This window comes from Nocardia araoensis NBRC 100135, assembly GCF_000308435.1.
GTDB lineage: Bacteria > Actinomycetota > Actinomycetes > Mycobacteriales > Mycobacteriaceae > Nocardia > Nocardia araoensis.
This window is the reverse complement of record NZ_BAFR01000026.1, coordinates 22204-38605: the sequence shown is the minus strand read 5'-3', so window position 1 is coordinate 38605 and position 16402 is coordinate 22204. Positions and strand designations below refer to the sequence as shown.

General features: G+C 71.2%; 4 protein-coding genes and 1 pseudogene. All 5 read right to left on the bottom strand.

Annotation, left to right across the window (positions count from 1 at the left end):
• A pseudogene (locus ON21_RS39840) lies at positions 1–249 on the bottom strand (dioxygenase); the annotation flags it as partial.
• A 144-nt stretch (positions 250–393) separates the two neighbouring features.
• A complete protein-coding gene (locus ON21_RS03830) occupies positions 394–1212 on the bottom strand; it encodes an ABC transporter permease (RefSeq protein ID WP_039795352.1) in 819 nt (272 codons plus the stop codon).
• A complete protein-coding gene (locus ON21_RS03825) occupies positions 1212–2030 on the bottom strand; it encodes an ABC-2 transporter permease (RefSeq protein ID WP_039795350.1) in 819 nt (272 codons plus the stop codon). Before ON21_RS03825 ends, ON21_RS03830 begins: the two co-directional genes overlap by 1 nt.
• On the bottom strand, positions 2027–3013 hold the full coding sequence (locus tag ON21_RS03820; protein ID WP_039795348.1) for an ATP-binding cassette domain-containing protein: 987 nt from the start codon (positions 3011–3013) through the stop codon (positions 2027–2029). Before ON21_RS03820 ends, ON21_RS03825 begins: the two co-directional genes overlap by 4 nt.
• Positions 3010–16311 carry a non-ribosomal peptide synthetase gene (locus ON21_RS03815; protein WP_039795346.1) on the bottom strand — a complete coding sequence of 4434 codons (13302 nt, stop codon included), beginning with the start codon at positions 16309–16311 and terminating at the stop codon, positions 3010–3012. The genes ON21_RS03820 and ON21_RS03815 overlap by 4 nt, the downstream gene beginning before the upstream one ends.
• Positions 16312–16402 lie beyond the last annotated feature (91 nt).

Below are 16402 nucleotides of genomic sequence, written 5' to 3'. Positions count from 1 at the left end.
GTACACCGCCATGCCCGCCCCGGCGGCGCTGTTCTTCGCCAGGTCGCGCAGCGTCAGTTCGAGTGTCATCGGAACACCCTGCGCGACGCCGGAGTAGGAGCCGAACGAGGTGGTGATGTCGGTGCGCACCACGCCGGATTCGACGAGGATATTGGGTCCGTTGGACCCGTCGCCCGGGTACGGTCCCGCGGTTTCCTGCGGGGCGGCGGTGGCGCCGCCGGATTGCGTGGTGGTGGCGGCATGTCGTGTGCGAGGCCGAGATCGTGCTCATGCGCCGCACCGCGTCGTTCGCCCACTGTCGTGTGCCCTTTCGTTGGTCGACATCGTCCTTCGCGACGTTAGGGACGGGCACTGCTGTCCGGCTGGGTCCGCGCTGAGAGTTCGCTGTGCGGCTCAGCGCCTGCTGGCCCTGCGGTAGCCGATGCTGGCGGGCACCGCGAACAGGACGATCGCGCCGAGCGACCACACGACCGTCAGGGTGAGCGGGCGGGCGAGCGGGCCGCCGAAGGCGAGTGCGCGCATGGCGTCGACACCCACCGACATGGGCTGGTTGTGCACCACCGGCTGAATCCATTTCGGGAAGGCGACCAGCGGTACGAAGCCGGTGCTGAAGAACATCATCAGCGAGGTGAGGATCGTGATGCTCTCCACCAGAGTCGATTTCGCGGTGAACACGGCGACCGAGGTGACGATGGTGGCGAACGCCACGCCGAAGAACACCGGGAGAAGCAGGAAGGCGATCGTCGCCGCGACGCCCTCGTGGAAGCGGAACCCGAGCACGAAGCCGACCAGCACGACCGCGATGGTGCATGCGAAGATGCGGCAGCCCTCGGCGAGCACCCGCGAAGCCAGTCCGGAGGCGCGGTGCACCGGTAGCACCCAGAAGCGGGCGAGCAGGCCCGCGTCGCGTTCGCGGCCCAGCAGGACACCCCCGGCGACCGCACCGGAGAGCGCGCCGACCAAGGCGACCATCGGCACCGAGCCGTAGAGCGGGCTCTCGCCGGTGAACTTCTTTATCTGCCCGCCGATCACGGTGTTCAGCATGATCAGCAGCAGGCACGGAATGATCAGCGTCTCCAGCAGAGTGACCGGGTTGCGCGCCCAGCGCAGCAGGAGCCGATGGGTCTGGATGAGCGTGTGCCGCAGCAGTGCCGACACCGACATCTCCGAGCCGGTGAGCAACTGATCCGGGTGTTCGGTCAGCAGTGCCATCACGCCCTCCCCGGGCTGAGCCGCAGCGACATCAGGATGCTGACGCCCAGGTATCCCAGCGCCCAGGCCAGCGGCGGAAACATCAGCGACCAGGTCACCTCGCCCGCGTTCGGCCCGGTGTCACCGGCGAACGCCCGCAAGGCGATGGCCCACTGCGACACCGGCTGATTGCGTACGAACGGTTGCACCCATTCCGGGAACTGATCGGCGGGCGCGATTCCGGTGGACAGCATGCCGAGGATCAGCGGCGGTAGTACCAGCGCCTGCGCCGTCGCCTCCGGGTTGCGCGACATGGTGCCGATCACGTCACCGCCCCAGATCAGCGCGACGCCGATGAGCAGCGAGAACAGCACGAAGCCGAGCGTGTGCGCTGGTCCGTTGTAGAAGCGGAACCCGATGACGTGTCCGCAGATCGACGCACTGATCAAGGCGATGATCAGGCGGAAGACGCTGCCGGACAGACGTGCCGTGACCGGGATCAGGGGGCCGATCGGCATCGAGCCGAAGCGCCGGTTCAGCCCGGCGACCGAGTCGGTGGCGGCGCGGAACGCCGCCGAGACCGCGGTGAAGGCGGCGGCCTGCAGGATCACCAGCGGCATCATGTACTGCGCATAACTGCTGAAGCCGGTGCCGATGACGGTCATGATGGTCTTCAGCGGGATGTAGAAACTGGCGGTGAACGTCACCGGCGCCAGCACCGAGGTGATCAGCTCGCCGCTCTGCACCGAAGGCGCGATCAACCGGGTGGTCAGCACCCACCACTGCTGCGGCCGCAACGGCGTGGCGCGGGTCTGGCTGAGCCAGGTCGCCGCCGTCACGACACGCTCTCCCGCCGCGCGATCTCCTCCGTGGTCGCCAGATGGCCGGTCAGCTGGAGGAACACGTCGTCCAGCGAGGGGCGGCGCAGCGCGACGTCCACGAGGTCGAAACCCGAGCTGTCCAGCCGGCGCAGCGCTTCCAGCAATGTCTTCGCGCCGTCCGGAGCGGGGATGGCGATCCGATCGGAATCGGGACCGAGCGCGTCGCGATTCTCCTGCGGCAGCAGCGAACCAAGGGCGGCGGCGATGGCGGGCAGGTCCTTCAGATTCAGCGGCACCACCTCGCAGTAGCTGCCGCCGGTGCGCGCCTTCAGTTCGTCGGCGGTGCCCTGGGCGATCACCACGCCGTGATCGATGACGATGATCCGGTCGCTGAGCGCGTCGGCCTCCTCCAGGTACTGGGTGGTGAGCAGGGTGGTGATGCCCGCCTTCTTGAAGCCCGCGACCAGATCCCACACCCCTTGCCTGCTGCGCGGATCCAGTCCGGTGGTCGGCTCGTCCAGGAACACCACGTCGGGCCGCACGACCAGGCCGCAGGCGATGTCGATGCGTCTGCGCATGCCGCCGGAGTAGGTGCCGACCCGGCGGCCCGCCGCGCGTTCGAGGTCGAACTCGGCGAGCAGTTCGTCCGCGCGGGCGCGGGCGGTCCGCTTGCGCAGGCCCATCAGCCTGCCGAACATCACGAGGTTCTCGTAGCCGCTGAGCATGTCGTCCAGCGCGGCGTACTGCCCGGTGAGCATGATGCTGCGGCGGACCGCCGCGGGATCGGCCAGCACGTCGTACCCGGCGACCGTCGCCCGACCGCGATCCGGCCGGATCAGCGTGGACAGGACGTTCACGGTAGTGGTCTTGCCCGCGCCGTTCGGCCCCAGGATGCCGAGCACCTCGCCCGGCTCGGCCGCGAAGTCGACTCCGCGTAATGCCTTGACCGCGCCGAAGGATTTCTCGATCCCCTCGACGACGACTCCTTGGTCGGAATTCATCCTCGGCCTCCCAGATGTGCGTCGAGCACGCGCGCGACGACCGGCAGCACGTGCGGTGCGGTCAGTTCGTCGTGGGTCGCCTCGATGTCGTGGTTGATGATCTCGCCGGTCACGTACGGCCCCCAGCCGTCGGGACCGAAGATGTCGGAGGTGTCGACGATCGCGCTGAAGTACACGATGTCGCCGTCGAACACCGGTCGGCGGTAACCGGTCCTGGTGCGCGCGGCGGCGTTGTACGACGCGGCCATGCGCTCCAGCGTCGCGGCGTCGATCAGCGACACCCCGCCGAGCCGTTCGCGGATCAGATCCGCCGCCTGTTGCGCGGTCGCGTCCGCGGGGACGTCGTGGATGCCGAACACCGCGCCGAAGGTGTTCACGAACGAACCCGCGGTGAGCCGTTCGATGCTGTCGCCGTCGATGTCGGCGGTGTCGGCGTCCAGCAGCGCGACCACGCCCACTTCCGCGCCTTCGGCTTTCAGCTGCACCGCCACCGCGTGAGCGATCAGGCCGCCGAACGACCAGCCGAGCAGGTGGTAGGGCCCCTCGGGTTGCAAGGCCCGGATCTCTCGTACGTAGCGCTCGGCGAACTCCTCGATGGAGCGCGCGGGCGGTTCGTGGCCGCCGAGGTCGGGCGCCTGCAACCCGTAGATCGGGCGGCCGGGGGCGAGCGCGTCGGCGAATCCCAGGTAGGTCCAGGACATCCCGGACGACGGGTGGATGCAGAACAGCGCCGGTTGCTCGCCGCCGAGCCGGATCGGCAGCACCACGTCCAACCCGAGTCCGCCCGCCGCCGGAACGGGCGCAGACGCCGTGGCCGCCGCTTCTTCCTCGGCGGCGGTGCGGGCCGCCGCGGTATGGGCGAACCGGGCCGCGGCGCTCAGGGCGTCGATCCACAGATCGGCCAGTTCGGCGACCTCGTCGTGGTCGAGCAGGGTGGACGGGAAGCCGAAGCTCGCCCGCAACCGGTCGCCGATCACGACCGCGTTCACGTCGATCGCCGATTGCAGCGGCACGCCCGGGTCCTCGGCGACGTGCACGTCGCCCAGGTCATCGGTCGGCAGCCAGCCCAGTCCCTCGAGTCCGGCCGGGATGTCCCCGGTGGAGTACCGGCCGAGGTAGTTGAAGCCGATCCGGCCCGGGAGCCGTCGCGGCAACTGCCGCGCGGTCTCGGGGTCGAGGTAGCGCAGCAAGCCGAAACCGATGCCTTTGTCCGGCACCGCGAGCAGTTGGTGCTTCACGGCGCGGATCGCCGCGCCCAACGCGGGACCGCCGGCGAGCGCGTCGTCGATGTCGATCTGTGCCAGGTCGAGGCGCACCGGGTAGATGCTGGTGAACCAGCCGACGGTGCGGGACAGATCGGCGCCAGGCACCACCTCCTCCTGACGGCCGTGACCTTCCAGGCGCAGCAGCGCCGACGGGTCGGCGGCACGCCAGCGCACCAGCGCCAGCGCCAAGGTGGCCAGCAGCGTGTCGTTGACGCTGCCCTGGAACAGGCCGGGCAGGGTGGTCAGCAGCGCGGTGGTGACCTCGGCGGACACCTCGCGCTCGACCATGCGCAGCGTGCCGGTGACATCGACGGCTGGATCGAGTTCCCGGCCGCCGATCAGCGGATCGGGTCCGGCGAGCACGTCTTGCCAGTACGCCAGTTCGCCCACCCGCTGTCGCGATCGGGCCTCCTCGGCCAGCGCGTGGGCCCACCGCCGCATCGAGGTTCCGGTTTCCGCGAGCACCGGGGTGGCGCCCGCCGACACCTGTGCCCACGCGGCCACCAGGTCCGGAATCAGGATGCGCCAGGACACCCCGTCGATCACCAGGTGGTGGGCCAGCACGATCAACCGGCCCGATCGGGTGCGCGACCCCGCGTCGCCCACCGGGTCCAGCCAGATGAATTGCAGCACCGTGCCGTCGGCCGGATCGAGCCGGTCGGCCGCGGCGTCCAGTTCGGTCATGGCGAACTCGTGCAGTTCGATCGGGTCGACGGCGGTGAACTCGACGCGGTGCACCAGCGCGTCCACGTCGACCGACCCGGGCGGGCCGACCAGCACGCGCGGCCCGTCCACGCCGTCGCCGACCAGCCGGGCGCGCAGCATGTCGTGCCGGTCCACCGCGGCGGCGAGCACCGCGACGATCTGCGACCGTTCGATGCCGACCGGCAACTCCAGGACCGCGGTCTGGGCGAAGCGGTCGTAATTCCCGCCGCGTTCCAGCATGTAGTGCACGATCGGCGTGAGCGGCAGTTCGCCCACGCCGCCGCCGGGCAGCTCGTCCAAGGTCACCGCGACGCCCGCCGCGTCCACGGCCGCGGCCAGCGCCGCCACCGTGCGGTGCTCGAACACCTGCAGCGGGGTGCAGGTGATGCCCTGCTGCTTGGCGCGCGACACCAGCTGGATCGCCAGGATGCTGTCGCCGCCCAGCGCGAAGAACGAGTCGTCGGCGCCCACCCGCGGCACGCCGAGCAACTCGCCGAAGATCGCGGCCAGCTGCTGTTCGGTCGGCGTGACCGGTGCGCGGTACTCCGTCTGGTCGGCGCGGAATTCCGGTGCGGGCAGCGCCTTGCGGTCCAGCTTGCCGACCGCGTTGAGCGGGATCTCGTCCAGCACGACGAACGCCGAGGGCACCATGTAACCGGGCAGGATGTCGGCGGCGAAGGCACGCACCTTCGCCACGTCGAGCTCGGTCCCCGGCGTGCGGACCAGGTAGGCGGCCAGCGCGGTGGCCCCGGTGGGGCCGGGCACGCCGAGCGTCACCGCGAAGTCCACACCGTCGGCGCGGCCGAGCACCGCGTCGATCTCGCCCAGCTCTATCCGTTGTCCGCGCACCTTGACCTGGAAGTCGGTGCGGCCCAAGTACTCCAGTTCGGGCCCGGCGTCGCCGCGGATCCAGCGCACCAGATCGCCGGTGCGGTACATGCGTTCGCCCGGCGCGCCGAACGGTCCGGCGACGAAGCGGGCGGCGGTCAGGCTCGTCCGCGCGTGGTAGCCGCGCGCCAGGGCCGGTCCGGCGAGATACAGCTCGCCCGCCACGCCGAACGGAACCGGGCGCAGCCGGTCGTCGAGCACCAGCACCTGCGCACCCTGCACCGGCGTGCCGATGGACACCGGTTCGCCCACGGCCAGCGGCGCGGATCCCGTTGCCCAGATGGTGGATTCGGTAGGTCCGTACAGATTGACCATGGTGCGTCCGGTGGCCCAGCGTTCGACCAGTTCCGCGCCGACCGCCTCGCCCGCCACCGCGAGCACCCGGACGCTGGTCACCTCGGCGGGGTCGAGGGTCGCCAGCGCGGAGGGGGTGATCACCATGTGGCTGACCTGTTCGGTGTCGATCAGCTCGGCCAGCGCGCCGCCGCCGAACACCTCCGGCGGTGCGATCACCGACGCGCCGCCGGAGCCGAACGCCATGATCGCCTCGAACACCGAGGCGTCGAAACTCGGCGACGCCACTTGCAGCACCCGGGAGTGCTCGTCCAGGCCGAGTGAAAGCCGCTGTGCCGCGACCAGATCCGCGATGCCGCGATGCGAGACCGAGACGCCCTTCGGCGTGCCCGTCGAGCCGGAGGTGTAGATCATCCACACCGCGTTGTCCGGCCGGATCGGAGCCGGCAGTTCGCGCTCGCTCAGCGGGCGGCTGCTCGCGGCGCTCCACCGCTCGACCAGCGCGAGGTCGTCGAGCACCAGCCAGTTCGTGCTGTCGGGCAGCAGGGGCCGGAACGCGGCGAGGGTCAGCCCGAGCGTCGCGCCGGAGTCGGTGAGCATGTGGTCGATGCGCTCGACGGGGTGCTTCGGATCGACCGGAAGGAACGCCGCGCCCGCCTTCGCCGCCGCCCACATGCCGATGAGCAGTTCCGTCGAACGCGGAAGTCCCAGCGCGACCACGGTTTCCGGGCCGCCGCCCGACTCGAGCAGGACTCGGGCGAGCCGATTGGCGTGCGCGTCGAGTTCGGCGTAGGCGGTGATCTGTCCGTCGGACACCAAGGCGATGCGATCCGGGAACCGCCGCACGGTCTCGGCCAGCAGATCCGGCAAGGTCGTGGCCGCCGCGGCCGCGGGACCGCGCACGGGCACCAGCGTCGCCCGTTCGGTGTCGTCGAGGATGTCGATATCGGCGATACGGACCTCGGGCCGCGCCAGCACCGCCGCGAGCACGCGCCGCCACCGGGTGGCGAACGCGGACACCGTCGCCTCGTCGAACAGATCCGTGGCGTAGGTGAGCACCGCCTCGATGCCCGCCGGACCGCTGTCGGCGAAGCACTCGCGCAGGTCGAGGGTCAGGTCGAACTGGGAGGCGTCGCGCTCGAAGTCCTCCACCTCGAACCGCAGGCCGGGCAGTTCCAGCACGGGTTCGACGAAGTTCTGCAGCGACAGCGAGACCTGGAACAGCGGGTGGTGCGCGGTCGAGCGAGCCGGATCCAGCACCTGGACCAGTCGCTCGAACGGCACGTCCGCGTTGGCGAACGCGTCCAGGTCCGCGGACCGGACGGTGTCGAGGAACGCGGCGAAGCCCGCGCCCGGATCGACCGGCGTCCGCAGCGCCAGTGTGTTGACGAACATGCCGACGAGTTGGTCGAGCGCCTCCTCGCCGCGTCCGGCGACCGGGGTGCCGATCAGCACGTCGTCGGTGGTGGCCAGGCGTGCGAGCAGCACCGCGAGCGCCGCGTGCACGACCATGAACGGACTGACGTTGTACGCGGTGGCGAAGTCGACCAGCGCTCGGTGCGTCTGGGCGTCGACGGTGAAGCCGAAGTCGGCGCTGTGCATGGTCTGCACCGCCGGGCGCGGACGGTCGGAGGGCAGTTCCAGCACGTCGGGCGCGCCCGCGAGGGTCGAGCGCCAGAACTCGATCTGCCGTGCCGCCAGCGATTCCGGGTTCGCCTCGTCGCCGAGCACCTCCCTGTGCCACAGCGCGAAGTCGGCGTACTGCACCGGCAGCGGGACGCGTTCGGCGTGACCGCCCCCGGCCCGCTCGGAATAGGCGGCGACCAGGTCGGCGGCCAGCGGCGCCATCGATGCCCCGTCCGCGCTGATGTGGTGCACCACCAGCACGACGACGTGCACCGGCGGCGTGGCGGCGATCGCACCGGAACTCGCGGTGTAGCTCGACGAGACCGGCGCGGTCGCGGCCGCGGGCCCGGACGAGACCGGCGCTTCACCGGTCGAGGGAGCCGACGATACCGGTGCCGCGGCCGCGGAAGGCTCGACGCCGCCATGGATTCGGAACAGGCCCACCCGCAGCGGCGGTTGGCCGGCGAGATCGAAGCCGGCTCCCGTCAGTTCGGTGATCCGCTCACGCAGTCGCGCGCCGTCCTCGGTATCGACCACCGGCATCGCGGGCACGGCCACGTCGGCGTCGACCACGACTTGACGCGGCCCCTCCGCGTCGGCGGGGTAGAGCGTGCGCAGACTCTCGTGCCGGTCGACCACGTCGACGAGCGCCGCGCGCAGCGCCGGGACATCCAGTTCTCCGGTGAGCCGCAGTGCCACCGCGATGTTGTAGGCGGCCGAACTCGGATCCATCCGGTTGAGCACCCACATGCGCTGTTGCGCGGGAGACAGCGGCACCCGATCCGGCCGGATCCGCGGTGCGAGACCGAACCCGCCCCGCGCCGCGCCGTCGGCGGGCACCACCCGGGCGGACAGCTGTGCCACGGTCGGCGCGTCGAACAGATCGCGCAGCGCGATCCGCGAGCCGAGCGCCGCGTTCACCCGGGCCACCACCTTGGTGGCGCTCAACGAGTTGCCGCCGAGTTCGAAGAACGACTGGTCGACGCCGACGCGTTCGCGGTCGAGCACCTCGCCGAACACCGCGGCCACCGCCTCCTCCACCGGCGTGCGCGGCGCGAGATAGGGCCGGTGGCTTTCGGAGAAGTCCGGCACCGGAAGGGCTTTGCGGTCCAGCTTGCCGACCGGGGTGAGCGGAATGGTGTCCAGCACGACAAGGTAGCCGGGCACCATGTAGCCGGGCAGTTCGGCGGCCACCTGCGCGCGCAGCCGCTCGACGTCCAGTCGGGCGCCCTCGGCGGGCAGCACATAGGAGACCAGCACGGTGGTACCGGCGGGGCCGGTGCGCCCGATGGTGACCGCGTACTCCACCTCGTCGTCACGGGAGAGCACCGCGTCGATCTCGCCCAGCTCGATGCGCAGGCCGCGGATCTTGACCTGGAAATCGCTGCGACCCAGGTACTCCAACTCGGGGCCGTCGCCGTTGTCGACCCAGCGCACCATGTCGCCGGTGCGGTACATCCGCTCGCCGGGTTCGCCGAAGGGGTCGGCGACGAACCTGCTCGCGGTCATCTCGAACCGGTTGAAATAGCCGCGCGCGAGCGCCGGACCCGCGAGGTACAGCTCACCGGGCACCCCCATCGGCACCGGCCGCAACCAGGCGTCCAGCACCACGGTGGCCGCGCCGCGGATGGGTCCGCCGATCGTGATCGGCTCGCCGGTGACGAGCTCGCCAGGCCCGGTCGCCCAGATGCTGAACTCGGTGGGGCCGTACAGGTTCACCATCCGCCTGCCCGGCGCCCACCGCTCGATCAGCTCCGGCGTCGCCGCCTCGCCCGCCACGGCCAGCACGCGCAGATGCTCCAACCCGGCGGGTTCCATGGTGGCCAGCGCCGAGGGCGTGATCACGGCGTGGGTGACGCGCTGGGCGCGCAGCAGCGATTCCAGTTCCGTTCCGCCGTAGACGTCCGGCGGCGACACCACCAGTCTGCCGCCCGCGCCGTGCGCGATGAGCAGTTCGAACACCGAGGCGTCGAAGCTCGGCGAGGCCACCTGCAGCGCGCTGGCGGTGGGATCGAGCGCAAGGGTTTCCCGCTGCGCGGCAACGAGATTCGCGATGCCGCGGTGGCTGAGCAGCACGGCCTTCGGCTTGCCGGTGGAGCCGGAGGTGTAGATCAGGTACGCCGTCTGGTCCAGGTCGATCGGGCCACCGCGCTCCTCGTCGGTGATCGGCGCTTCGGACACCGTCATCACCCGCCGGATGGTGTTCAGATCGTCGAGCAGCAGCCAGTCGATCGTGCCGGGCAGCGTCTCGCCGGTCGCGGTGACCGTCACGCCGATCGGGGCCTTGGAGTCGCTGAGCATGTGCTCGATGCGCTCCACCGGGTAGTTGGGGTCCAGCGGGGCGAACGCCGCGCCGGTCTTGGCCAGCGCCCACACGGCGATCACCGATTCCAGTGAGCGGGTCAGGGCCAGCACCACGAACACCTCGCGCCCGACGCCGCGGCGCAGCAGCACCCGGGCGTAGCGGTTGGACCAGGCGTCCAGCTCCGCATAGGACATGGTGAGCTCGCCCGCGGTGACCGCGATCGCGTCCGGATCGATCCGCGCGCCCGCGGTGAGCAGTTCGGGCAGCGTCGCCTGCGGCACGGACTCCGGGCCGCGTACCGGCACCAGCGCGGCGCGCTCGGCGTCGTCGCAGTACTGCAACTGGGAGACCAGCGCGCGCGGGTTGTCCGCGAGCTGGGTCAGCAGCCGGACGAAGCGATCCAGCATGGGCGGGGCCGCCTCCTCCGGAAGCTGATCGGCCATGTACTTCAGCGTGATCCGCAGCGTGTCGTGGCCGTCGTCGCCGCGCAGCGGGATCACCATGAGGTTCAGCGGGTACGGCGTCGCGTCGGTGCCTTCCACGTCGAGCACCCGCATGCCCGCGATGTCCAGCGCCTGCGACAGCGCTTCGCGATCGATGGGGTAGGACTCGAACACGGTGAGGGTGTCGAACAATTCGGCGAGGCCGACCGCCTGGTGGATGGCGGCGAGCCCGACGTGCTGATGGTCCATCAGCCGCGCCTGCTCCGATTGCAGGCGTGCGAGCAGGTCGGCCACCTTCTCCGCCGGATCCAGGCGCACCCGCACCGGCAGCGTGTTGATGAACAGGCCGACCATCTCCTCGACCCCGGCCAGCTCCGGCGGCCGTCCGGAGACGGTGCCGCCGAACACCACGTCGGTGCGACCGGTCAGCATGGCCAGCAGCATCGCCCACGCGGCCTGCACCAATGTGTTCACCGTCGCGCCCGCTTCCCGGCCCGCGGTCTCCAACCCGGATACGGTGTCGCGGGACAGGTCGACGGAGATCATGCCGGTTTCGGTCGATTCGATGCCCGCGAGGGTGGGCACCGCGCGGGTCGGCGTGTCGATGCCCGCCAGCGACTCGGTCCACGCGGCGAGGGATTCCGCGTCGTCCTTGGTCTCCAGCCAGGTCAGGAACTCGCGATAGGAGTGCGCGGGCGGCATGGCCGCGGCGTCGCCGTCGGTGACGTAGAGGGTGAGCAGTTCGCGCACCAGCAGCGGTGTCGACCAGCCGTCCAGCACCAAGTGGTGGTTGGTCAGCACGAAGCGGTAGGTGTCCGGGGCGATTCGGATGAGCGTGCAGCGCAGCAGCGGGGGCCGGGTGAGTTCGAACCGGGTACGGGCGTCCACCGCGATCAACCGGTCGAGCTCCCTGGCGCGCTCGGCTTCGTCGGCGATGCCGGTGAGATCCGCTTCCCGCCAGTCGATCTCGGCGTCGGCCAGGACGAGCTGGCGCGGACCGTCCTCGGTCTCGACGAAGGCCACCCGCAGGTTCTCGTGCCGGGTCACCAAAGCCTGTGCGGCGCGGCGCAATCGGGTCGCGTCGACGGTGCCCGCCAGGGTGAGCAGCGACTGCACCGTATAGCCGTCGGCGGTGTCGGAGTCGTAGAGCGCGTGGAAGAGCAGCCCGTACTGCAGCGGCGAGAGCGGCCACACATCGGCGAGATTCGGGTAGGCGCGCTCCCAGGCGTCGATCTGCGCCTGGGTGACGGTGACCAGGGCGAAGTCCGACGGCGTGCGTCCGCCCGCGCTCTCGGACGCGGTGTGCCGGGCCAGCGCGCCGAGCGCCTGCTCCCACAGCGCGGTGAGTTCGCCCAGATCCGCCTCGTCGAAAAGCCGTCCGGCGTAGGCCCAGGTCACCTCGAGCCCGGCCGCGGTGAGCACGGCGTTGATGTCGATCGCGGCGGACAGCGGCGCGCGGTCGTCCTGGGTCGCGGCGAACCGGCGCGGCAGCCACGGTTCCGCGTCGCCGCCGGTGGACGCGCGCCCGAGATAATTGAAGCTGATCTGCGGGGTGGGCGCGTCCGCGAGCGCCGCCGCCGTCTCGGGGACCAGATAGCGGAGCATGCCGAACCCGATGCCCTTGTCCGGCAGGGCGCGCAGCTGTTCCTTGGTCGCCTTGATCGCGGCGCCCGCCGCGGCCCCTCCCGCGAACGCGTCCGCCACGTCGGTGCCGGTCAGATCGACCGCGACGGGGTAGACGCTGGTGAACCAGCCCACCGTGCGCGCCACGTCGGCGCCGGGCAGGACGCTCTCCGCGCGGCCGTGGCCCTCCAGCGTGAACAGCGTGGAGCTGCGCCCGCGCCACCGGGCCACCGCGAGCGCGAGCCCGGCCAGCAGCACGTCGTCGGCGCCGCAGTGGAAGCGATCCGGTGCGGTGGTGAGCACGGACTGCGCGATGTCCGTCGGCACGACGGTCGTCAGGTGCGCCATGGAGCCCACCACATCGACGGCCGGGTCCATCGGCGCCGAGCCCAGCGCGGGGTCGGGTGTGGCCAGAATGTGTTGCCACAGAGGCAATTCGCCGGTGCGCGTGGCGGCGTGCTCACGCTGGCCGTGCGCCCAGCGCCGGAAGGAGGTGCCGACCGGCGCGAGTTCGGCGCCCAGTGCGGCGGTGGCCAGATCCGGCAGCAGGATCCGCCAGGAAACGCCGTCGGTGACCAGATGGTGCAGCACCAGCCACAGCAGCGGCGCGGCGTCGGCGCGCTCGATCCACACGAAACGCGCGACCACGCCCGCCTCCGGGTCGAGCAGGTCGGCGGCGCGCTGCAACGCACGCTCGCAGGTCGCCTCCAGGTCGGCGTCCGCGGTCACGACTTCCAGCAGGGCGCCCGCGTTCACCGCACCGGGTTCGGCGACCACCCAGCTCCAGCCGTCCCCGGCGCGGCGCAGCGTCGAGCGCAGCAGGTCGTGCCGGTCGAGCAGCGTCGCGAGCGCGACGACGAGATCCGCGCGCTCCATGCCGGACGGCAGCTCGATCAGCACCGCTTGGGCGAATCGCCGCCAGGTGTCGCCGGTCTCCAGCATCGCGTGCACGATCGGCGTGAGCTCCACCTCGCCGACCCCGCCGCCGGGCAGCTCGTGCACCACCCCGGTCGGCACGTCGGTGGCCACCGCCGCCAGCGCCGCGACGGTCTTGCGCTCGAAGACATCCCGTGCGCCGAAGCCGAGTCCGGCCGCCTTCGCGCGCGACACCAGCTGGATCGAGACGATGCTGTCGCCGCCGAGCGCGAAGAAGCTCTCGTCGACCCCCACCGATTCCAGGCCGAGCACCTCCGCGAACAGCGCGGCGAGCGTCTCCTCGCGCGGCGTGGACGGCGGCCTGCTCGCGGTGGTGCGCGCGCCGAAATCCGGTGCGGGCAGCGCCTTGCGGTCCACCTTGCCGAGCGGCGTGAGCGGAAGACGGTCCAGCACCATGATCACGGAGGGCACCATGTAGGCCGGAAGCGTCTCTCCGACCGCGGCTTTCAGCGCCTCCGGGTGGATCTGCGCACCCTGCTCCGGTAGTACGTACGACACCAGCGCGGTCGCGCCCGAGCCGGTTTCGACGCCGAGGGTGAGCGCGAAGTCGACCTCGGGCTGCCGCTGCAAGGCGGCGTCGATCTCGCCGAGCTCGATGCGGAAGCCGCGCACCTTCACCTGGAAGTCGCTGCGTCCCTGATACTCCAGTTCGACGCGCCCGTCGTTGTGCACCCAGCGCACGAGGTCGCCGGTGCGGTACATGCGCTCGCCCGTGCCGTACGGGTCGGCGACGAAACGGTCGGCGGTGAGCCCGTTGCGCCGGTGGTAACCGCGCGCGACGCCGGGACCGGAGAGGTAGAGCTCGCCGACGGTGCCCGGCGGCAGCGGCCGCAGCCACGGATCGAGGACCACGGCCGACACGTCGCGAGCCAGACTGCCGATGGTGACCGGACCGTCCGGCGTCAGCGGGGCGCTGAGGCTGACGGTGACGGTGGTCTCGGTGGGGCCGTAGCCGTTCAGCAGGGTCCGGCCCGCCCACTTCGTCACCAGCTCGGGCGGGCAGGCGTCACCGCCTACGACCACGGTGCGCAGCTGTGGCAGGGTGGCCGGGTCGAGCGATCCCACGACCGCCGGGGTCACGTTGAGGTGGGTGACGCGGTGGGCGCGCAGCACCTGGGCCAGCTCCTCGCCCGCGTACGCCGACGGCGGCACCACGGCCAGCGTCGCGCCGGTCGCGAGGGTGACCAGGATTTCCTCGACCGAGATGTCGAAACTCGGCGACACGGCATGGGCGACGACGGACTCGGGGTCGATGCCGAATCCGGCGCCGGAACTCGCCACCAAGTTGGCCAGCCCGCGGTGCGGGACCAGCACGCCTTTCGGGAGCCCGGTGGAGCCGGAGGTGTAGATGATGTAGGCGGCCTGGTCCGCGTGCACCGCGGCCTTGCGGTCGGCGTCGGTCAGCGGCGCGGCGTCCTGCTCGGCCATCGCGCGCTCGGTGCCCTCGTCGTCGAGGATCAGCCAGGACACCCGGTGCGGCAACGACTTTCGCGGGGCCGCCAGCGTGACGCCCGCGACGACGCCGCTGTCGCCGACCATGTGCTCGATCCGGTCGGCCGGGTAGGTGGGGTCGATCGGCACGAAGGCCGCGCCGGTCTTGGCCACCGCGATCGTCGCCAGCACCGAGGCGATCGACCGCGGGATGGAGATCGCCACGGTGCGCTCGGGCCCGGCGCCCGCGGCGATCAGCACCCGGGCCAGCCGGTTGGTGTAGTCGTCGACCTCGCGGTAGGTCAACGCGGTCTCACCCTCCACCAGCGCGGTCGCCAGCGGATCGCGGGCCGCGCCCTCGGCGAGGAGACCGGGCAGCGTCCGCGCCGCGACGCCCGCGGGCCCGCGGGCGGGTGCGAATCCGGTGCGCTCGTCCTCCGACAGCACCGGCACGCTCGCCAGCGGCGCGTCCGGTCCCGCGGCCAGGAATCGGTGCAGGAACGACAGGAAGCGGCGGTGCTGCCCGGTGAGTTCGGCGTCGGTGTAGAGGTTGCCGTTGGCCTGGAAGTCGATGTGCGTGCTCTCGCCGCCGACACCCGGATACAGGTTGACGAACAGGTCGTCGATCAACCCGGAGGTCAGCACGTGCAGCCGCCCGGTGACCGGGCCGAGCTGGATTCTGGTGTCGACCATCATCAGGTTCACCGAGGGGCCGAACGAGCCCGCCTCGTCCATCGGCCAGCCGAGATCGCGGAAGATGTCCTCCTGCCGGTAGCGCTGGCGCCGCAGCGCCCCGGTCAGCTCGCCCTGCGCCGCCCGGATCACGTCGCCGACGGTCGTGGCCGGCGTCAGCCGCAGCCGCAGCGGGACCACGTTGGCGATCATGCCGCCGGAACGCCGCAGCGTCGCGGTGGTGCGCGCGGACACCGGCAGGCTCAGCACGACTTCCGGCGCGCCGGTCATCGCGGACAGATACGCGCCGAACGCGGCGACCACGGTCGGCGCGACGCCGGAGGACACCTGCTCGGCGACGGCGTCCAGCAGCTGTCCGGTGTCGGCGGGCAGCGCGCCGGTGACCCGCCTCGGATGTCGGTCCACCGGCGCGGTGCGGCCGGCCAGGCTCACCGGATCGGCCATGCCGTCCAAGTGCGCCATCCAGTGCTCCCGGTCGGCGCTGAACCGCTCCGAACTGCGATAGGCCAGATCCGCCTCGACGATCTTGCGCAGGTCCTCCGCCTTCGCGGGCGAAGGTTCGCGGCCGTCGACGGCGGCGTTGTACAGCTCTCCGGTGCGCTGCACCATGGTCAGCGCGCCCATACCGTCGAGCACGATGTGGTGGATCCGCGAGTACCAGAACCAGCGGTCCGCGCCGACGCGCAGCATCGCGATGCGCACCAGCCGGTCGCGGGTCAGCTCCAGCGGAGCCTCGTACTCCGCGCGCATCCACGCGTGCGCGGCCGCCTCCGGATCGGGTTCGGAACGAAAGTCGAGCGTTTCCAGACTGTCGTCGAGCGTGGGGTCGACGAATTGGAACGGATGCCCCTCCACCTCGACGAGGCGCAGGTAGCCGGTGCCGAACTCGCGCCCGGCCTGCCGCGCCGAACGCGCGAGCAGGTCGACGTCGATCGGACCGTCGAGTTCGACGTACTGGGCGATCGAGATCGGAGTAGCACCGGCGACGTGCTGGGCGAACCAGATGCCGCGCTGTGCCGCCGAGAGGGCGAAGGCCCCGTCGGGAAGAACTGTGTCCGGATCTTTCGCCGAAAGGGAAGGCTGTTGCATGAAGTGTCCTACGTTCTGACCGCGGTCGGGCCGATCGACAGTGACCGCCCGTAGCCACCGCGGTAGCGGTAGTACCTGCCGCCGCACAGCA